We start from the raw sequence: 18158 nt of genomic DNA, 5'->3' as shown, positions 1-18158 counted from the left end.
CCGGTGGCATTGCCACTAGCATCTGTTATATGAAACACACCAACGGTCCCGGATGATCCCGGGACCGGGTGAGCAACCCTGCCAGAGGCACAACCCACGAGGAATGGCATGCCAGGAATACGACGATATCCCCGCATTCGACGAGCACCGCTGATGGCGCTCACAGCCGCAACGGTCTCGGCCATCATGATCGCCGGCCCCATAACCGTCGCGGACGACGGCGATGACGCCGAAGCCCCCGACAGCTACGCTCGGCCCTACGATGAGGCGCGAGATGCTGTCCCTGTCGACGACACTGCCGCGCCGCTTACGTCACTCCTCGCGGACGATAACCACAACTTCTTCCTCAATAACTCGTGGGAGGGTGGCAATGCCGACATTGAGTTCACGTACGGAAAGCCGACCGACCATCCGGTTGTCGGCGACTGGGACGGCGACGGTGTCGACACCGTTGGCGTCCGCCGCGATCAGCACTTCTACCTCCGCAACACCAACTCCGGTGGCAACCGCGATATCTGGCTCATGTTCGGCCACAGGGACGATGAGTTCCTCATTGGGGATTGGGATGGCGACAGTATCGACACGGTCGGTGCGCGTCGGGGCCACGAATTCTTCCTACGCAACTCCCTGACGTCCGGCGATCCCGACGTCACCTTCAAGTACGGCCGCACCGATGACGACGTGTTCGTTGGCGACTGGGATGGCGACGGTGTCGACACCCTTGCTGTCCGCCGGGGGCACACCTTCTTTGTGAAGAACGAGATCTCGGGTGGCATTGCCGACCACGAGTTCAAGTACGGTCGCGATGGTGACGAGATCCAGGTTGGCGACTGGGATGGGGACGGACAAGACACATTTGCTGTCCGTCGCGGCATCGAATGGCACATCAGGAACGACTTCGAGTCGGGGCCTGCTCAGACCGTCATTAAGTACGGTCGGGAGCAGGACTCCGCGATTGTCGGTGACTGGGACGGGGATGCCACGGACACGCCCGGTGTGCACCGCAAGCCCGTTGAGCCCGATCCCCCGGAGGAACCCGAAGAGCCGGAGCCGCCCAAGGAGCCACCGCTTCCCCGCCAGGTACCGGTCATGGTTTACGGAACGCTCCGCACCGGTCAACCCGCACATCACGTTGTCCAGGGACGATTCAATCTCAACGTCCTCAGCCGTGCCGGGTTGCTCGAACTGTGGGTAACCGACCACCCCTACCCGTCCTATCCGGTGTGGCCCTGGGCGGTGCCGGGCAAGACCGGGCTAACCGGTGAAATGCTGTTCTTCCCGCAAGAAACCTATACCGCCGAAGTGCGGCGCATGGATGACTGGGAGGGCTACACCCCGGGAGGGGATCCCAACAAAATGAACTACATCAGACAAAAGGAACGCACGGCCCACGACAAGAACGCCTGGGTCTACGTCGCCACGCCGTGGCGTGAAAGCTACGCAAAGAACTACGGAACGAAGGTGATTTCCGGTGATATCACGCGCTTCTAAACTTATCGGTGGAGCCGCGGCACTCGCACTTATCGCAGCCTGCTCCAGCGGGGCTGATGCTGACCGGGATCCATCCGTTGACCCCATCCCGGTTGCCACGAACAAGCCGGAGACCGGCGGCAACGATATTCAAACGGAGGAGACCCCGGAAGTCACCGACACCGGCGACGTCCAGGGAGAGCTTGGCGAACCTATCGGGCTGGCCGGCGGCGGCGACGAAGCAATCTTCACCCTCACGGTGAACTCAATCGAACACGCTGACACATGCCCCTCACGTATCGATCCCGTTGACGTAGAGCCCGAGGGCGAGGACTTCCTTGTCTTCGATATCTCGGCCGAAATGTCAGAAGACTACTCGGAGTACTTGGACGACGGGGAGGAACCGTTCCTGACAATTGCTCCCGACGCCTTCTACCTGACAGACCTGAACGGAGTCATTCAGGCCGACGTCATCACCGTCGCCTCCTACGAGTGCTTTGCCCTCGAAGACCAGCCGGCCCCATTCATCAACCCCGGTGAGACAGCATCCGGGCTCATTGCGCTCGACACGAGCCTCGACCACGGTTACCTCGTCTACAACCCGTGGGGAGTCGACGGGTCGGGATGGACGTGGGAATTCTAGCCCGCAAGCTTTCGCCGAAGCGAACACATCAAGAAGTGGACCCCGGTCGCGTGAGCTACCGGGGTCCGTGGCGTTCAGTTGCTGCTCGTCAGCAGTCGTTCCCGATCCACTTTTCGAGAGAACCTACTTTTCGAGGCCTAGAACCCTGTCGATCCGGGGACGGAAATAGTCGGGCCCCTTCAGGACCTTGCCGTCCTCACGATAGATCGGCTTGCCGTCCGCGCCCAGCTTCGACAAATTAGCGGCCTGTACCTCACGGAGCACGTCTTCGAGCGGGATACCGGACTCGAGTGCCATCCCGTAGATCACGTAGACCAGGTCTGCGAGAGCGTCCGCAGTCTCCACGGTGTCGCGAGTGCCATCGTCCGCCTCAACTGCAGTCTCGTAGGCTCCAGCGACGATCTGACCGGAGGACTCGCCGTAAACGGCCGTAACAAGCTCGTGGAACTCCTCAGCAATCAGGGCCATGCGCATGTGGGTGCGTTCCCGATCAACGTTCGGCCCATCGGTTGCGATCGGCATCGCATACGTCTCGTGGAACTCCCGGACAAGTGCCTCCGGGTCACGTGAGTTCATGACGGCGCGGCGACCCTTGGAGGGGCCAATCCAGGGCCCCTGGGGCTCCATGGGATCCTCAGCAGTCAGCGTCCCCACGAGGCAGTCACGAATCTTGCCCTTGTCGTACATGGCGGCACGCCTGATTCCCTCGAACTGGAAGCCAACCTTCCAGGCCACCTTGGCGCTCGCCCAGTTGATATCGGTTCCATCCACCTCGCACGCCCATCCCACAGCAATACACCCCTGCTCGAAAGCGAACGAACAGACTGCTCGCACAGCCTCGGTCAGATAACCATTGCCGCGGTACTCAGGAGCCGCCCAATACCCAACAGCGGTCCTCAGGTTCTGCCCGACCGGCATTTGCAGGTCAATCATGCCAACGAGCTCAGTACCCGCGAAGATCGCCCAGATCGGCTTATCGTTCTCCCACAGGGATTGAGCGTTGCCGAGGAACTCGGTCGCATGCTCCTCTGTGTAACCATGCGGGACCGTCGTCCACTTCTGTATCTCCGGATCGTTGCAGATCCTCGTCACCTCGGCGACAAGCTCGGCGGTCGGGATCTCAAGGCGAAGACGATCGGTCGTCAGAGTAACTGGCTGCATGCCTTCCAGATTACTCGTTCACGTCCCTGATCGATATTCCAGGCTCGGCCATCCCACCACCGTCCGAAAGTGACAGCATTCAGCAACAAAAAGTTGTCAGCGAGCGACGTCACACCAAAAAACGTCCGCGAAATTGGCTAACCTCGTCCGGGTCGTGATAAATTCTTATTCGTTGCTTCGGCGAAGGCCGGGCCACCTGCGCGGGTGGCGGAATAGGCAGACGCGCTAGCTTGAGGTGCTAGTCCACGTATAGTGGGTGAGGGTTCAAGTCCCTCTCCGCGCACAGTCGGAAACGGCGAGATACCGAAAGGTTCTCGCCGTTTTCTTTTTCTCAGAAACAAGTTTTCTTCGGGCACCAATCCGGATACTCCCGGAATCGCCGGCGTATCCGCCCTGCTGCGCATGGTCATTAGCCTGGCTAGTCACGCTAATTGTGTGGGCGGGCCGGTCGACCAGCCCGCCGTTGGCTCTAATTCACCGTTGCTTAGCTTTCCTCACCAAACACGGCATCGCCCGTAGCTACGGTTCCCTCTTCGAAGGTGTAGTCGCCATGAACGGTCAGGCTTGTCGCTCCCGCTAAGGAAGGAACATGCTGACAGCGCTTATCAAACTGGTCCATGTGGGCAAAGTAGGCCGGGTCGAGCTTGACCAGGGGTGCCTTATCGACGGTCTTCACGATGTGGCCGCTGTCGTCGATATCGTAAACATCGGAGCGTAGCAGAAGAAGATCATTTGTCGTCTTCACGGGCATGAACCGATCCCGTCCCACCGTGATCGCTACCGAGCCGTCGAAAATCTCGATGGCGGATCCCATACCGGTCTCCAACTGATACACCCCGGTGGAGGTTGGGTCGGTTGGGTCAACGAGTTTGGCATTTCGGATAACGGGAAGACCAAGGTAACCATCGTTGCAAGCAAGCTCAACAGCGAGTGCTTCAAGATCAAGCCACAGGGTGTTGGTGTTGAAGTAGCGGTGACGGTCAATGTCCTGGAAGGCGTCAACATCATCCGGCGAGGTTTGCGCTACTTCGCGGAGAATAATCTTGCCGTCCGATATGCGCCGTGCCAGGTGCCCACCCTTGCGGTCGCTCGGCTCGCGCCTACACACTTCCATTGCGAACGGGGCGCCGGAATCCGCGAACCACTGTGCCAGGACCGGGTCCGGATAGGAGCCGAGGTTGTCGGAGTTGGTCACCATGGCGTAGCGGAAGCCGCGGTCAATGAGCGTGGCGAGCATGCCGGAGCCGGGAAGGGCCGTGTAGAGGTCACCGTGACCGGGTGGTGTCCATTCGAGCTCCGGGTTCTTCTCCCACTCAACCGGGCTCAGATCGTCTCGTCGGAGTTTCGGAACGCGATTCTGGATAAAAGAGAGCGGGATTCCGGGGGTTGCCAGATCCTCGTACCGGGACAGGTAGTCGAGAGTGTCCTCATCGGTGCGGAAGGAATTCATAAAAATAAGCGGAAGCTCAACATTATGTTCCTTGCGGACCGACATGACCTGGCTAACGATGATGTCGAGGAAAGTCTTGTCGGGAGTCACCGGCAAAAGAGACTTCGCGGCCTGGAGCCCCATGGATGTGCCGAGGCCGCCGTTGAGCTTAATGACAGCGGTGTGGGCGATGGCGGAGCCTACGGACCCCTCGCCCGTGAATTCGTCAATATTGGTGAGGGGTTCAATGTCGCGTTCGCGGATATAGCCCACTTCTCCCCTGGCGACCGTTTCAATATTCTGTTCAAAAACCCGGATAGCGAGCTCGTCGAGCCCGGCGGCTCTCATCTTCTCAACCGCTGGTGTCCCGATGTGTGTCACTGTGTTCCTTCCGAGGTGACTGTTCCGCGTGCCAGGCCCAGAATTCCACCAATGAGCAGGCAGCAGGCCGCGAAGATCAGCAGCCAGACTCCCGGTCCAAAGGTTCCGCCCTGTGCGATGACATCCCTATGGTCTGAGTTTGTCACCAAATAGGCCGTAATGGCACCAATTACGAAACCTGCCACTATTCCAGCAAAGCCACCGATCGTGGCTTTGCGTTTGCTCTTGAGGGAAAGCAGGAGAAGAACCGCACCGGCAATGCCGACGGCAGCGCCCGCGAAAACAATGTAGGAGTTCTCCGAGCCATAGGTGGCTCCCCACAGGCTGATTGCATCGGGCTGGTTGATAAGAGTCGTGAAGGGCGCGATCAGTGCGAGACATGTTCCCAGCAGTGCAAACAGGCCGCCTATTGCGCCAATGGGAGATTCCCGATCCCGGTTCGCTCGATGGCTGACCCTGCCGGGGAAGGCTTGCAGGTGCTGGGCGTAATTGGGGTTCGGGCCACCGATACTTGGACCGGAGGTAGCGCTCGGCCCGGAGGCCGCCGTGGGGCCAGACGGTGCGCTTGGGCTGGACCAGTACGGTGCTCCCCCGGTGCGAGGTCCCGTGCCCTGCGCGTACTGCTGCGGCGCCGGGTGGCCCGCAGGGTTGCCGGTAGCCGGTAACCGTTGCCCCTGGGTTCGTTGCGCTCCGGGTTGCCCGGGGTTAGCACCCGGTGAGCGTGCCGGCCGGGCCGGTGTCCATCCCCCACTACTGTATTCGCCGGACGGCGCACTGAACTCGCCGGTGGAACGTTTAATGCCGTGGGGATTGACGCGAGATCCTTCGGGCCGCGGCGGAATAGGTGCCGGGCTCGGGCGAAGATCCCCGGGCTCGTAGTCGGGCTCGGGGGTGTTAGCCGACGGCAGGATCGTCGGGTCGTGCGGGGTGTCCGTCACTGGTCCTCGTCAATAACCTCAGCATCCTGGATATCGTCTTCGACAACGGCGGCCAGGATCTCGTTCGACAGGTCGTCGATACGTTCGTTGATTTCCTTGAGCTTCTTCTTTTGTTCCTTCGCGGACAGGACCTCGATGAGCGGAATCGAAGACTCGATCTTTGCGAGCTGCCCCTTCCAGGCCATGGCCTTCTCGGCAACCTCGGGGGTGTTGGCCGAACCATACAGGTAGGTGACCTGTTCACGGAGGACCTCAAGGCGTGCGGAAGCACCGGCCACGCCCTTCTTTTCCTTGGCTCCCTGGTAGTCCTTGAGCTTGCCCGTCAGCTTGGATACGGCCTCAGGGTTGGAATCGATGAGCTTCTTGATGACGGGCGCGTAGGTGCGGACCATACGGAGGACCGTAGGCCCCGCGACGATCGCCCAGCGAAGCAGTAAACGGAATCTTCCCATCAGTTTCTCTCCCTTGTTTTCGTCCTTAACTCTATCGTTCAGTGAAGATCCGCGCCGCACAAGACGCGTTGGGCGAACAGATTAACGGAAATCTCTTGAGCGAACTGGAAGTGCCAGCGGAAGGTTCTCAAATCCGTCAGCAACAAAGTTGACGGTACCGTCCGCACGTTCCACCATGCCGCGGATAACGAGGGCTCGCGATCGCCGTGCGATCTCTCGGTAACGGTTCCAGAGCCCGGAAGAGCAGACGACGTTGAGGAGGCCCGTTTCGTCTTCGATTGAGAGAAAGATTGTCCCGCGTGCCGTGTGGGGGCGTTGGCGGTGGGTGACGATTCCTCCAACGCGGAGCCTGGTTCCGATCGGTGCGGTGGTGATGTCGGCGATGGTGCGAATTCCTTGGGCGGTGAGTCGGTCTCGAATAAGGACGGTTGGATAGTCGGAGGATATGCCGGTGGTGAGGACGTCGGCGACGATCGTTTCGGCTCTTGTCATGTTAGGGAGTGTCGGGGCGACTGTCCCGACCTCGGTTCCGGGGATGGTGGGTTGGATCCAGCCGTGAGCAACGGTTTCTTCGTGTCCAAGCGGCCCGGCAGCCCACATGCCTTCCCTGCGAGTGGTACCGATCGAGGTGAGAGCCCCGGCCTCTGAGAGGGTTCGTAGGTCCTTCTCCCCCAGCCGCGCCCTCCTGGCGAGGTCAGCCATGGACCGAAAGGATTGCTCCTTTCGGGCTTCGCAGATTCTGTCGGCGGCTTCTCCGAGTCCTTTGACCGAGGTGAGCCCTAACCTGAGGACGAGGTTCTGGTCGGGGTGGACGAGGTTCCGGGGCGGATGCTGGGGCTGGCGGTCTTCACCCGGGACCCGGTCCGTGCTTTGTTCGAGGGAGGCTTCAACTTCGGAGTGGTTGATGTCGGGGCGGGCCACTCTCACGCCGTGCCTGCGAGCGTCGGCGACGAGGCTTTGCGGGGAGTAAAAGCCCATCGGTTGGGCCCCCAGGATCCCCATGTAGAACGCTTCGGGGTGGTGCACTTTGAGCCAGGAGCTGGCGTAGACGAGATAGGCAAAGGAGAAGGCATGTGATTCGGGGAAGCCGAAGTCGGAAAAAGCTTTGAGACTGTCGTAAATCTGCTCTGCGGTAACTGCATCGATTCCGTTGGCTCCCATGCCGTCCGTGAGCTTGAGGTGGAGGGCTTCCATGCGCTGGGCGGATCTTTTTGAGCCCATGGCTTTGCGGAGCTGGTCGGCTTCGGCTGCGGTGAAGCCTGCGGCGTCGACGGCGATCTGCATGAGTTGTTCCTGGAAGAGCGGCACCCCAAGGGTTTTCTCGAGGGCGGGTTTGAGGAGCGGGTGGGGATAGGTGACCGGCTCGCGGCCGCGGCGGCGAGCAATGTAGGGGTTGACGGCATTGCCCTGGATAGGTCCGGGGCGGATCAGGGCAACTTCCACGACGATGTCGTAAAAAACCCTGGGGCGAAGCCTTGGGAGGGTACTCATCTGTGCGCGGGACTCCACTTGGAACACTCCGACGGTGTCGGCGGCACACAGCAGGTCGTAGATTTCCGGGTCCTCTTGGGGGACGGTGTGGAGCTCGTAGGGTGCACCAGATTCATCGACCACACCGTGGCGGGCAATCTCGGTGAAAGCAAGGCGGAGGGCTGTCAGCATGCCGAGGCCGAGCAGATCGAATTTGACGAGTCCGGCTTCTGCACAGTCGTCTTTGTCCCATTGGAGGACCGTGCGGCCAGGTGCGGTCGCCCAGCCCACCGGGCAAACATCGATGACGGGGCCGTGGCACATGACCATGCCTCCGGAGTGAATACCCAGGTGGCGGGGTAGGCGAAGCATTTGCTGGCCGATGTCTAGAACGAGCGGGTCAATACCGTCAACCGAGTCCGTGGCGGTCTCGGATTCCCCTCCTTCCCCATCGTCGGGTGAGACGAGGGAGCCCCAGCGCTCCACGGATTTCGCCCAGGCATCGACCTGTCCAAGTTCAAATCCGAGGGCGCGTCCCGCATCCCGCACCGCCATCTTCGGTCGGTAGCTGATGACGTTCGCGACCTGGGCCGCATGCCTGCGCCCATACCTTTCGTACACGTGCTGGATGACTTCTTCTCTCCTGCCCGATTCGATGTCGATATCGATATCGGGAGGGCCGCTCCTACCAGGAGACAGGAACCTTTCGAACAGCATCTTGTGCTTAACAGCATCAACGGCGGTGATACCGAGGGAGAAGCAGACTGCGGAGTTTGCTGCGGAGCCGCGGCCCTGGCAGAAAATGTCGGACTGCCTGCAGAAGTCGACGATCTCGTGGACGATAAGGAAATAGCCGGGGAAGCCAAGGTCCTCGATGATTTCGAGCTCGTGATCGATAAGTTCCCAGGCACCGGGAACTGCCCCCGGGCCACGCTTGCCGTACCTTTTCGCAGCCCCGCGGTACGTGAGCTCCCGCAACCATGTCGCTTCCGTATGCCCGGCGGGGACGGGGAAGGGCGGTAACTGCGGAGCAACCAGCTGAAGGTCGAAAGCCAGTTCGGCCCCCAGCTCCCCCGCAGCATCGACCGCGTACTCGTGGCGGGAATGGATAGCTCTCATTTCCCGGTCGGAACGCAGGTAGGCCCCGGAGGAGGGTAGCCAGGCATCCATCTCGTCAAGAGTGGAACGGCTCCGTATCGCCGCCAGAGTATCTGCGAGCGGACGATCCTCCGCGGTCGCGTAGTGGACTTGGCCGGTAGCAACCGCACGGACCCGATGTTCGCAGGCTAGCTCCGCGAGCGCCCTGTTGCGTTCCCGATCATCCGGGTAGCCGAGATCAACAAGTTCAACGGAGACGCTGTCCCGACCGAAGAGAGCAATGAGACGGTCCAGTTCCCTGCTTGCTCCTTCGATGCCTTCTTCTTCGAGGGCGAGCCGGACGTGTCCTTTCCGGCATCCGGTCAGGATGTTCCAGTGTCCTCCCGAGGATTCCGCGAGTCCTTCGAGGGTGTAGTTGGCTCGTCCCTTCTGTCCTGCAGCGAGTTGCGCCTCGCCGATTGCCGATGACAGTCTGCGATATCCTTCGACTCCGCGCGCTAGAACAAGAAGGTGCGTGCCCTCCGGGTCTTTTTCACCGGCTCGCTTTGCGGCATAGACCTGTCCCGGTAGGGGTAGTGACAGTTCGGATCCGATCACCGTGGGCAGGTCCGCGGCTCTCGCGGCGGTCGCAAGCTGGACCACCCCGGGAAGGCCGTCGTGATCGGTCAGTGCCAGGGCGGATAGTTCAAGGTCGACTGCCCGGCCCACGAGATCTTCCGGCAGGGATGCTCCGTCAAGAAAGGAGAAGGCCGAATGTGCGTGGAGCTCGGCGTACCGGGGGGTCATCAGCTGTAGATCCCCTCCAGGAACCAGCTCGAGCCGCTGCGGTAGACGAGGGCCGCTGGCCCTTCAACTCCGAGCTGCAGGTAGGCGCGTCGATATGCGTCGCGTGCCCACCACCGGCCCGATACGTTCCAGGGTCCCGCATGGTTCCACACCTGCACTTTGCTCGAGTAGTAGCAAGCTGCGTGAGCATAGCTTGAGTCGGGTTTCTTTCCGCCTACGAGGGAGAGGCTGACCGGGCGAGGATTTTCGCATCCGAGGCAGGCCAGCTCGATTTCTTCTCCGACATAGAGCGCTCCTCCGCACTTGCAGGACAGCACAACTCGTGGCGGTGTTGGAAAGACGACGGAGGGCCAGGGCTTGGGGATTGCACCCACCCAGGGTTCTTCTGGGCTCTTCTGTTCCGAGGTCGCATGCCAGTTCTCGAATTCAGCCACGGAATCGGGAGAGCGCCCTCCGGTTAGCTTGACCGACTGCACTGATGAATCTCCGAGCATGCCCTGGATCCGCAGGACACTGCGTTGCGCCTGCTCCCGTCCGCGCCTGCGGTCACCCCAGAGGGACGGCTGATGGCTACCTGCCGACGACAGGTCGGTGGCGACAAGTTCCAGGTGGATGAGTTCCCCGAGGGGGTGTTCGCGGCGCTGATCAAGCCAGCCCGAGATCTGCCAGCGAACCCGGTCTGTGATGTCCCGGGCCCGGTGGGCGCCGTCAACGGACCATGTTCTGCTTTTTTCCGCGCCGTTGGAAAAACGTGCCCCGACGGTTAGCTGGCCGCATACTTGCATGCGTTGCCCCAGCTTCTGCGCCAGTTCGTCCGAGAGCGCCTTTGCGAAGAACGTGGCCTGCTCTTCGTTTGCAATTCCCTCGGCGTGTCGGCGTACCGCGATCTCCCCGGCGGGTGCCGTGGTCTGGGGAACCGCATGGTCGGCACCTCGGCAGAGGCACCACAGGATTGTTCCAATCAGGCCGAAGCGGGACGCCACCTGACCGTGATCCAGATCGGCAAGCTGCCCAACGGTGCGGATTCCCAGGGACTGAAGCGTGTCGATTGTCTCTGTCCAGTCCTTTCGGATTGTCTCGGTTCCCGCCGCTACCAGGACCGCCTCCAGCGGAAACGGGGCAAGGAAAGACTCGGTCTTTTCCGCGGGAACAGTGGCACCTTCCCGGGCCGCCAAAATAGACGTCAGGAGGCCACACCCGTAGCCCACCTGAGATTCTTCCGCCTGCTCCGCAACCCAAGAGATGAGGGCGGAAGCCAGCTCGTCCAGCCCACCTGCCAGGCGGGCTGGGGCCTGCGCACCGAAGGTCACGAGCCCCGGCCGCAGGATCACGGTTGACGCCACGTGATCGTCGATCGCGTCCAGCACACCAGCGAACACCTTCATGTCCCGCTCGTCATCCCTTGGGACGATCAGGAGGTCCGGGACGAGAGACAGCGCCTTTCTGCGGGTGTCGCCCTGTCTGACCCCAAGCTTTCTAGCGGCGGGACTCGCGGCCCGCACCTTCGTGTCGCATACCGCGACCGGTGATTCGGGTAGGGCCAAGGATGAGGCGATTGCCGCCGCCACCGGCCAGTCGGGAACCCAGAGGGCACCCCGCAAGGTTCCAAGCATCATGACACCGCCTGCAGTATCCGGGGAGCGGGGACCAAACCCTGATCCGTCCACAGGCATTCCACCCGGGAGAAGCCGGACGAGACCATAAACCGTAGGTCTTTGACGTGGCCGATGCCGTCTTCGCATCCGCTCACTCCCCCACCCTCGACCTGAAGAGTTGAGGAGGCAGTGGTCCATTCCGAGGCGAGGATACTGGCGCCTCTGCTCCGCACCCGCTGGGCAATGGCACGCTGTTCACGCACGGAAAGGCCCAGTCGGCCCGTCGCAATGACATCGAAGCCATCCGCGAGCGCGGTCAGGACCTCGGCGGAACGGGGGCCGGGTTCGGGGATGTGGGCGGTGCGGCTGAGGTCGAGGCCGTGTTCGGCGGCAGCTCCCCACCCGACCCAGGGAAGCCCGAGGAGGGCAACCCAGGCTCCTTGGCTGGAGGCCTGTCCGGCGATTGACAGGAGGACCGTGGCCGATCCGGTGACGGCAAGGATTCCGGGTTTGAGCGAGGGCAGGACAGGAGTAAGGGCTTCGGGGGTTTGCCAGCCCTCTTTTTCCTCTGTTCGAGTGAGCCCGCTGGCAGTTTCTGCCTGCATAAGGACACTCCTCGCATGCGCGAGTCGCTGCATCTGATTCATGTCCCACCCTTCCAGAATTAGAACGTTTGTTCGATAATCAGTGTAGGGCCGTGTTCGACAAAAATCGACCCGGAATTTCTGGCTCACCACCCCGATGTCCTGGCCTTATGTGATGCGTGGCATACACTGGGGGCATGAATCTTGATCGTCCTGTTGCACCAGATCCCTACGAACTACTTCCTCAGGTTCCGGCTTTTGTTCTCGAGTCGGATGATCTTGTCGCCGGGGAGCAGATGCCTGTTTTGCATGTGAAGCCGCACGATAATGTGTCCCCTCACCTGTCGTGGCGGGACTTCCCGGAGGAGACGAAAGGTTTTGTTGTCACCTGCTTCGATCCGGATGCACCAACTCCGTCGGGTTACTGGCATTGGATCATTCTTGACCTGGATTCAACGGTGACGTATCTCGAGCGCGGCCAGGGCGAGTCTGACCTATTCTTGCCGGGGGCTGCGGCTCACGCCCGGACCGATGGTGGGGTGTGGGGCTGGGAGGGCGCGAATCCGCCCGCCGGTGATCGCCCGCACCGCTACATCTTCGCCGTTCATGCGCTCGATGTGCCGACGCTGGAGCTCGATGCGGAGGAGGTTTCTGCCACCGCGGTCTCTTTCAATGCGCTGTTCCACACGATTGCTCGGGCCACGTTGGAAGTGACGTATCAACAGTAGGTAGTCTTGGCTCGTGTTTGACGTCGTCTTCTACGAGCCCTGCATCCCTTCGAATACCGGTAACGCGATCCGACTGTCGGCGTGCACGGGGATCACCCTTCACCTTGTTGAGCCGCTTGGCTTTAACTTTGATGACGCTCATCTGCGCCGTGCGGGCCTTGACTATCACGATCTGGCCGAGCTAAAGATTCATGCTAACTGGGATGCTCTTCTTGCGGCACTGGGCGAGGACCGAAGGATCTTTGCGTTCACCGGTCACACGACGAATTCCTATGCGGATGTGAAGTATCGTCCGGGCGATGTTCTGCTGTTTGGACCGGAACCGACCGGCTTGCCCGAGCACGTCATGGACCATGAAGCGGTTACGTCTCGACTGCGCATTCCGATGCAGCCGAGCATTCGGTCTCTTAATCTGGCTAATTCGGCATCGATTGCGATCTATGAGGCGTGGCGCCAGAACGGGTTCGCCGGAGCCGTTTAGCTCGACGAACCCGCCCTGGATTATACTGCTCGGCAGTCTTCACTGCCGCTAAGCCCTTGCGCTATGCTCTCCTTCTTGCAAGGAGGAGTCCCACGCCAAGGCCCAGAAGCCCGAGGCCTCCGACAATAACGGTGACGGCATTGGGGCCGGTGAGCGGTAGTTCACCCGGGTAGGGCGTGGGAGGAACAATCTCGAAGTCCACTTCGTCCCAGCCGTCGATGTCTTCTTCGATGGAGTCATTCCGCTGGTTCAAGCCTTCCTCGAACGGGTCGTTCGGGGAGTCTACGAAGGCAACGTTCGTTCCGTACTGGGTTGCGGTTCCCTGCGCGGTGAGGGTCTGGCACTGTCCCGCGGTGAGTTCCCCGAGGAAGAACGTACCGTCCTGGAATCGTTCATCGTCGGAGTCGACCTTCTCGAGATTGACTCCTCCGGGATCTGTGACGGTCACCGATCCGGCCGGTCCCGTTCCAATGTTGCAGACCTCGATTTCGAAGTTGATTGTTCCTCCATTGACGGAGAGAACCCTCTTGTCGAGCCGGAGCTCTGCTCGCGGGATGTCAACAACGACGGTGTCACCCTGGTCGGTATCCGTGTCAAGACTGGGGTTCGGTTCGAAGGTTCCGGGGTGTGGGAACCCCTCGCCGTCTGCTCGCACCTGGTTGGTGACCTCCGAGGCGTCGGGGGCAACAGTCGCGGTGACGGTAACCTTCTCGACCTGACCTGGCTCGAGAGTCCCAACCAGCCAGGACAGTTCGTCAACGGTTCCGGACGTTGGTTCGCTCAACACAACGTTCACGAGATCGGGGTCTGCCACATCGACGACAACAACATCGGAAATGGTCCGGCCACCGAGGTTGCCAACTTCGATGAGGAACTCAATGCTCCCGTCCTGCAGCTGAACGAACTCCTTGTTGACGGCGAGCCTGCCGGGCCTGCTGATGTCGACAACATCGGCCTGGTCCGTATCTTCCTCGACGGTCTCGTTCGGAACCGCATCCGCCGGCTCCGTAAGCTCTCGCGGCAGGACCGGGTTCCTGACCGAGACGGCGTTGACGACCCGCTGAGCATCGGGCAGCAGATCACCGGTGACGGTGGCCGTGACCTTCTCACCTGCCGGCAGGCTACCGATCATCCAGCTTGCACCGTCGTTACTACCCTGGGACAGGTTTGACCACGCGATGGTCTCAGGGTCAAGTCCGGTGCCCGCAAGGTCGGTTGCAACAACCTCCGTGGCGGTCGTAACAACACCGTCTGTCGGCACAGCATCGTTCAGAACCGTGATCGTGAAGCTGGCTTCACCGCTTGCCGGAAGCTCACCGTCGAGGGTCTTGTCGACCTTGAGAACCGGTTGCTCCTCAAGAACGACATAGTCGCAGCGGTCGGTGTCCGAATAGACGTCGACATTCGGTTCGCATGCTGGGGGTTCAACGGGGACGCAGTCGTCGTCACAGACGTCGCCCACCAGCATGTTCTCCACGGGTCCTCCGGTGGCGGTTGCCGTCACCGTTGCCGTCACAATCTCATTCTCGGGAAGGTCCCCAATCCGCCACACGGCCCCATCCGCAGTTCCGACGCTAACCTCGGTGAATGTGGCATCCTCCAGACCCGTGATAGGGATATCGGCAACCGTGGCACCGCGCACGGTACCGGGACCGGTTCCCCGCACGGTTATGGCAAACGTCAGTTCCTCACCAGCGGCTAGCGAACTGCCGGAGCCAATAAGCGCCTTGTCGACCTGCAGATCGGCCGGCTCACCAACGGTCGTTGATGAACTGGAATTGATCATCGTCGTCTTCGCACCCGCGGTGCGGGTCTGGGCCGAGTTGACGAGCAGGTCGCCATTCGTCGCCCCATCCACCGTGTAGTCGATCGTGTACGTAGCCTTCTGGCCGGGTCCAACATTCCGGGAGATCCAGCGGACGGCCGTGACATCGTCCTGGCCATACCACTCGTCCCACATCCGTGACGGCCGTCCAATTGAGCCATTCGACCACGCAAGGGGATCCGGGTCAATATCGGCCGGATCAACCGATGTCACCCACACCTCTCCCCCGGCAAGCTCCGTCACCGCAATATCAGCGGACGTGCGCGTCCCTCGACCATCACCCTCGACTGGAAGAATATCGATCGTGTCAGCCACGTCAACGGATTGAGAATCTCGATTCTCGAGCGTCACCGTCCAACGATTCGAGCCGTCTAGCGCAAACTCATCCGACTCCGTCGACTTCGTCAGGTATGTTCCCGATGATGCCTCCGCGACCACGGTTGCCCGATCGCTGTCTTCGGTCAGATAATCAGCCGTCAGGTTCTCAACGGAGACTTCCGCCTCCAGCGTGCCCGTACCCGTCCGATGGACAGCCACAATCTCGCTCGTCTTCACATCGCCAACGTTGACCGTCGACGACCAGGTAAGCACCTGCCTGCCATGTTCCTCCGCAACGGTCGGATCGACCGGAGAGTCAACATATTCAACACCGGCCGGAAGGACGAGCCGGTGCTCCACCGTGTCCGAACCGCGGTCAGCGAACGGCGCCGCAGAAATCTGCGTATCAACCAGCCACGAAAACTCTTCACCGCGCGACACGCTGTCAGCCGAGGCATCGAGGCGCACCGACGTACGCGACGGCACGACCTCCACCGCATCGCGGAAACTGTTTGTCGCCCCGTACTCGGACCCCGGCAGCTGGGAGATCGACGTGGACGACATGATCCACGGCTTGTTGTCGATGTCGAGAGTGAAACCACCCGACATCCAGGCACGCTCTCCTTCCTTGAGGTCTTCCGACGCCAAGTATCCGGCACCGAGCAGCGGCCGCACCTCGAACGGAGCAGCCTGTTCCGCCGGATCAAACAGGATGCGGATAGCCGTTGGATCGTCGGGCTCAACCTCGGTCCACGAACCTTGCCCGCAGTCCGGAGTCTTAAAGCCACCAGGAATGTCACCGGTCAAGTACTCAACCGTGTACTTATCCAGCTCCTCAACGGCGTACTTGCCGTTGTAGGAAGTCGTCCCACTCTCCCTGTCAAAAATCAGGCAGTACGCGTGAGTCGTTCCCGGCTGATAGTCAGACGGGCTCCGGCCCACGTAGTAGGCGGCGTTGATGATGCCGACCATCTGGTCGCCCGGCAAAATCGGCCCGCGGCCCAACCAGTGATTCGCACCCGCAGACAACACACCGGTACCCAGGCTCTCATCCCACACCGCTGAATGAACGACCGGCAGATCCGCCGGATCATCACCCGGCACGGCAATGATTCCGCCAGCATCCGGCGCCCTGCCGTTCACGAACTTGGCGCTCGCGGATCCCATCGTCACAAGCGAAGACTGCATGCGGTCATTGGTTGTCCGCACCTGCTCCGTCACCGGACCGGATTCTGTTTGCGCCTTGAACGACACAACCTCGACGGACCAGGAGATCTCATCGTTGTCGAGAACCGGATCGGAAACCGGATAGTCGAAGCTCAGCGCGAAGGAGGCAACCGGAACCGTGTCAAGAGCATTGCCCGCTCCGTCCACGGTCGGTGCGACAACCGCTTCCGGCACCGGGAACGTCAGAGTTACTTGGCTCCCGTCTTCAACGACCGTCACGTCCGGAACCTCGTAGTTCTCGCCGTTCGCCGCCACGCCCGTGACGGTCGCACCGGCCGTCACGGGAACAATTGACATCGAAGCCTTGTTCTCCATGACATCCGGCCCCACGAACGTGTCTACATCAAGGGTGAGTGAGACATTACCGGTCAGAGGTTCAGCCCCGAACGGCACCGACACCATGATCGGGACCGCCGAGGTTGCCTCAATGGTCTCGTGGAACACGTAGTTGGCTGCGTGGATCGCAGCCGGGACCAACGAAATGTCAATTCCCGACTCTGCCGTGATGTCGAGCTTCCGTGTCGAAGCAACGTTCCCGTGCGGATCGGTGACCGTCAGCGACACTTGGTCACCGGTCGATCCCTGCGCGCGAACAGCAACGGGGAGAGAACCCGCGATTCCATTATCGTCCGGAGTTTCAAGAACGCATTCGATTCGTGTCGGGGTGAGCGAGGAGCCATCCCCACACTGATCCGGCAGCGCCATGAACGCACCCGAATCCACCGTGATGAGGAACGTCGCGGAGGTGGGTTCCGCCTCGTCAATGAACCCGTGGGCGTAGTTCGCGTCCCACTCGACGTTCGCCATGAGGCCGTCACCGGAATGGACAATATCCGGGGGCCGGTCCCACCTCGCGTTCAGAGTCGCGCTCAGGTCCGCCTGAGCTACGGGAATACCGGCAGCTGACATGAGACCGATCAGTGCCGCCACCGCTAGCGGTTTCTTCATTTGCCCCTCCTTGCTAGGAGAAGGGCGAGCGACGCGATGCCGATGACGAGGAGCGCCACCGGGATCCAGATGCTATCCATGGCTCCACCTCCCGCTGACGGCACTTGCCGCGATTGGTCGACGTGGTTGAAACACGATGAACATGGTTGTCCTCTCTTCTATTTCGGGCACAGCCCGCGAGTACAATCTGCCGATTGGACAACCGCCCCTAAGAGACAGGAACACCCCCTGTGGAACAGGGGGCGTAGAGAGGAAAGTGGACTAGCGGCCCTTGTGGGCCTCTTCCCAGGCTTCTTCTAATAGTTCGTGGGGCGTGAGCCCGAAACCGCGGGCAATCGCAAGAATGGTCCGCATTTGAGGGTTCGTCATTGCACCCTTTGAGTTAACCCCGTACTCGATGCACTGATAGTTCTTGGGGTCCATCCCAACTTTTAGTGCGAATGCCTGCTGGCTGAGTCCAAGATCGTTACGATTCTCGGCACAAACTACACCGAAAGCTTTAGCGAAGCTGGCATCGGTAATCGGGGAATTATTCACCCTTCTAACCCACCACGAAGCACCCCGGTGGGCAACCGGTTATAACCGGTGCCAGGTGTGACCTTTCACCTAGGAAACCGCGGTATC

General features: G+C 60.9%; 13 protein-coding genes and 1 tRNA gene. 5 read left to right on the top strand and 9 right to left on the bottom strand.

Annotated elements, in window-relative coordinates:
* Positions 1-153 precede the first annotated feature (153 nt).
* Together EJ997_RS12840 and EJ997_RS02705 are read left to right on the top strand one after the other, a co-directional pair.
* A complete protein-coding gene (locus EJ997_RS12840) occupies positions 154-1491 on the top strand; it encodes a gamma-glutamylcyclotransferase (protein ID WP_164719741.1) in 1338 nt (445 codons plus the stop codon).
* The gene (locus EJ997_RS02705) at positions 1472-2113 is read left to right on the top strand and encodes a hypothetical protein (RefSeq protein ID WP_126703221.1); all 642 of its coding nucleotides are present in this window, start codon (positions 1472-1474) and stop codon (positions 2111-2113) included. Before EJ997_RS12840 ends, EJ997_RS02705 begins: the two co-directional genes overlap by 20 nt.
* A 123-nt stretch (positions 2114-2236) precedes the next feature.
* Here EJ997_RS02705 and EJ997_RS02700 read toward each other — a convergent pair whose 3' ends face one another.
* Positions 2237-3274: a GNAT family N-acetyltransferase gene (locus EJ997_RS02700; RefSeq protein ID WP_126703220.1), complete on the bottom strand. Its 1038-nt coding sequence runs from the start codon at positions 3272-3274 to the stop codon at positions 2237-2239.
* A 198-nt stretch (positions 3275-3472) separates the two neighbouring features.
* Here EJ997_RS02700 and EJ997_RS02695 point away from each other — a divergent pair.
* Positions 3473-3557, top strand: a tRNA-Leu gene (locus tag EJ997_RS02695).
* A gap of 201 nt (positions 3558-3758) precedes the next feature.
* Here the strand turns inward: EJ997_RS02695 and EJ997_RS02690 are convergent.
* From EJ997_RS02690 to EJ997_RS12835, 6 genes are all read right to left on the bottom strand, one after another.
* Complete coding sequence (locus EJ997_RS02690) at positions 3759-5051, bottom strand: UTP--glucose-1-phosphate uridylyltransferase (protein ID WP_126704908.1); 1293 nt, start codon at positions 5049-5051, stop codon at positions 3759-3761.
* A 29-nt stretch (positions 5052-5080) separates the two neighbouring features.
* Positions 5081-6022, bottom strand: coding sequence for a hypothetical protein (locus tag EJ997_RS02685; RefSeq protein WP_126703219.1), 942 nt, complete (start codon positions 6020-6022; stop codon positions 5081-5083).
* Positions 6019-6474 carry a hypothetical protein gene (locus EJ997_RS02680; RefSeq protein WP_126703218.1) on the bottom strand — a complete coding sequence of 152 codons (456 nt, stop codon included), beginning with the start codon at positions 6472-6474 and terminating at the stop codon, positions 6019-6021. The genes EJ997_RS02685 and EJ997_RS02680 overlap by 4 nt, the downstream gene beginning before the upstream one ends.
* Positions 6475-6555: 81 nt before the next feature.
* A complete protein-coding gene (locus EJ997_RS02675) occupies positions 6556-9828 on the bottom strand; it encodes an error-prone DNA polymerase (RefSeq protein WP_126703217.1) in 3273 nt (1090 codons plus the stop codon).
* Complete coding sequence (locus EJ997_RS02670) at positions 9828-11444, bottom strand: DNA polymerase Y family protein (protein WP_164719739.1); 1617 nt, start codon at positions 11442-11444, stop codon at positions 9828-9830. The genes EJ997_RS02675 and EJ997_RS02670 overlap by 1 nt, the downstream gene beginning before the upstream one ends.
* Positions 11441-12070 (bottom strand): hypothetical protein, encoded by a 630-nt coding sequence (locus EJ997_RS12835; protein ID WP_164719737.1) that lies wholly within the window; start codon positions 12068-12070, stop codon positions 11441-11443. The genes EJ997_RS02670 and EJ997_RS12835 overlap by 4 nt, the downstream gene beginning before the upstream one ends.
* A 134-nt stretch (positions 12071-12204) precedes the next feature.
* Here EJ997_RS12835 and EJ997_RS02665 point away from each other — a divergent pair, with 134 nt between their 5' ends.
* Together EJ997_RS02665 and EJ997_RS02660 are read left to right on the top strand one after the other, a co-directional pair.
* Positions 12205-12735 carry a YbhB/YbcL family Raf kinase inhibitor-like protein gene (locus tag EJ997_RS02665; protein WP_126703215.1) on the top strand — a complete coding sequence of 177 codons (531 nt, stop codon included), beginning with the start codon at positions 12205-12207 and terminating at the stop codon, positions 12733-12735.
* A 13-nt stretch (positions 12736-12748) separates the two neighbouring features.
* Positions 12749-13216 (top strand): tRNA (cytidine(34)-2'-O)-methyltransferase, encoded by a 468-nt coding sequence (locus tag EJ997_RS02660; protein WP_126703214.1) that lies wholly within the window; start codon positions 12749-12751, stop codon positions 13214-13216.
* Between the two features lie 61 nt (positions 13217-13277).
* On the opposite strand, the gene EJ997_RS02655 is transcribed toward EJ997_RS02660, so the two are convergent.
* Positions 13278-17534, bottom strand: a complete 4257-nt coding sequence (locus EJ997_RS02655; protein ID WP_126703213.1) for a DUF11 domain-containing protein — start codon at positions 17532-17534, stop codon at positions 13278-13280.
* A 261-nt stretch (positions 17535-17795) separates the two neighbouring features.
* Positions 17796-18071: a helix-turn-helix domain-containing protein gene (locus tag EJ997_RS02650; RefSeq protein ID WP_126703212.1), complete on the bottom strand. Its 276-nt coding sequence runs from the start codon at positions 18069-18071 to the stop codon at positions 17796-17798.
* Positions 18072-18158 lie beyond the last annotated feature (87 nt).

The sequence above is a fragment of the Flaviflexus ciconiae genome (assembly GCF_003971195.1).
Lineage (GTDB): Bacteria > Actinomycetota > Actinomycetes > Actinomycetales > Actinomycetaceae > Flaviflexus > Flaviflexus ciconiae.
This window is presented reverse-complemented; position numbering and strand designations above follow the sequence as displayed.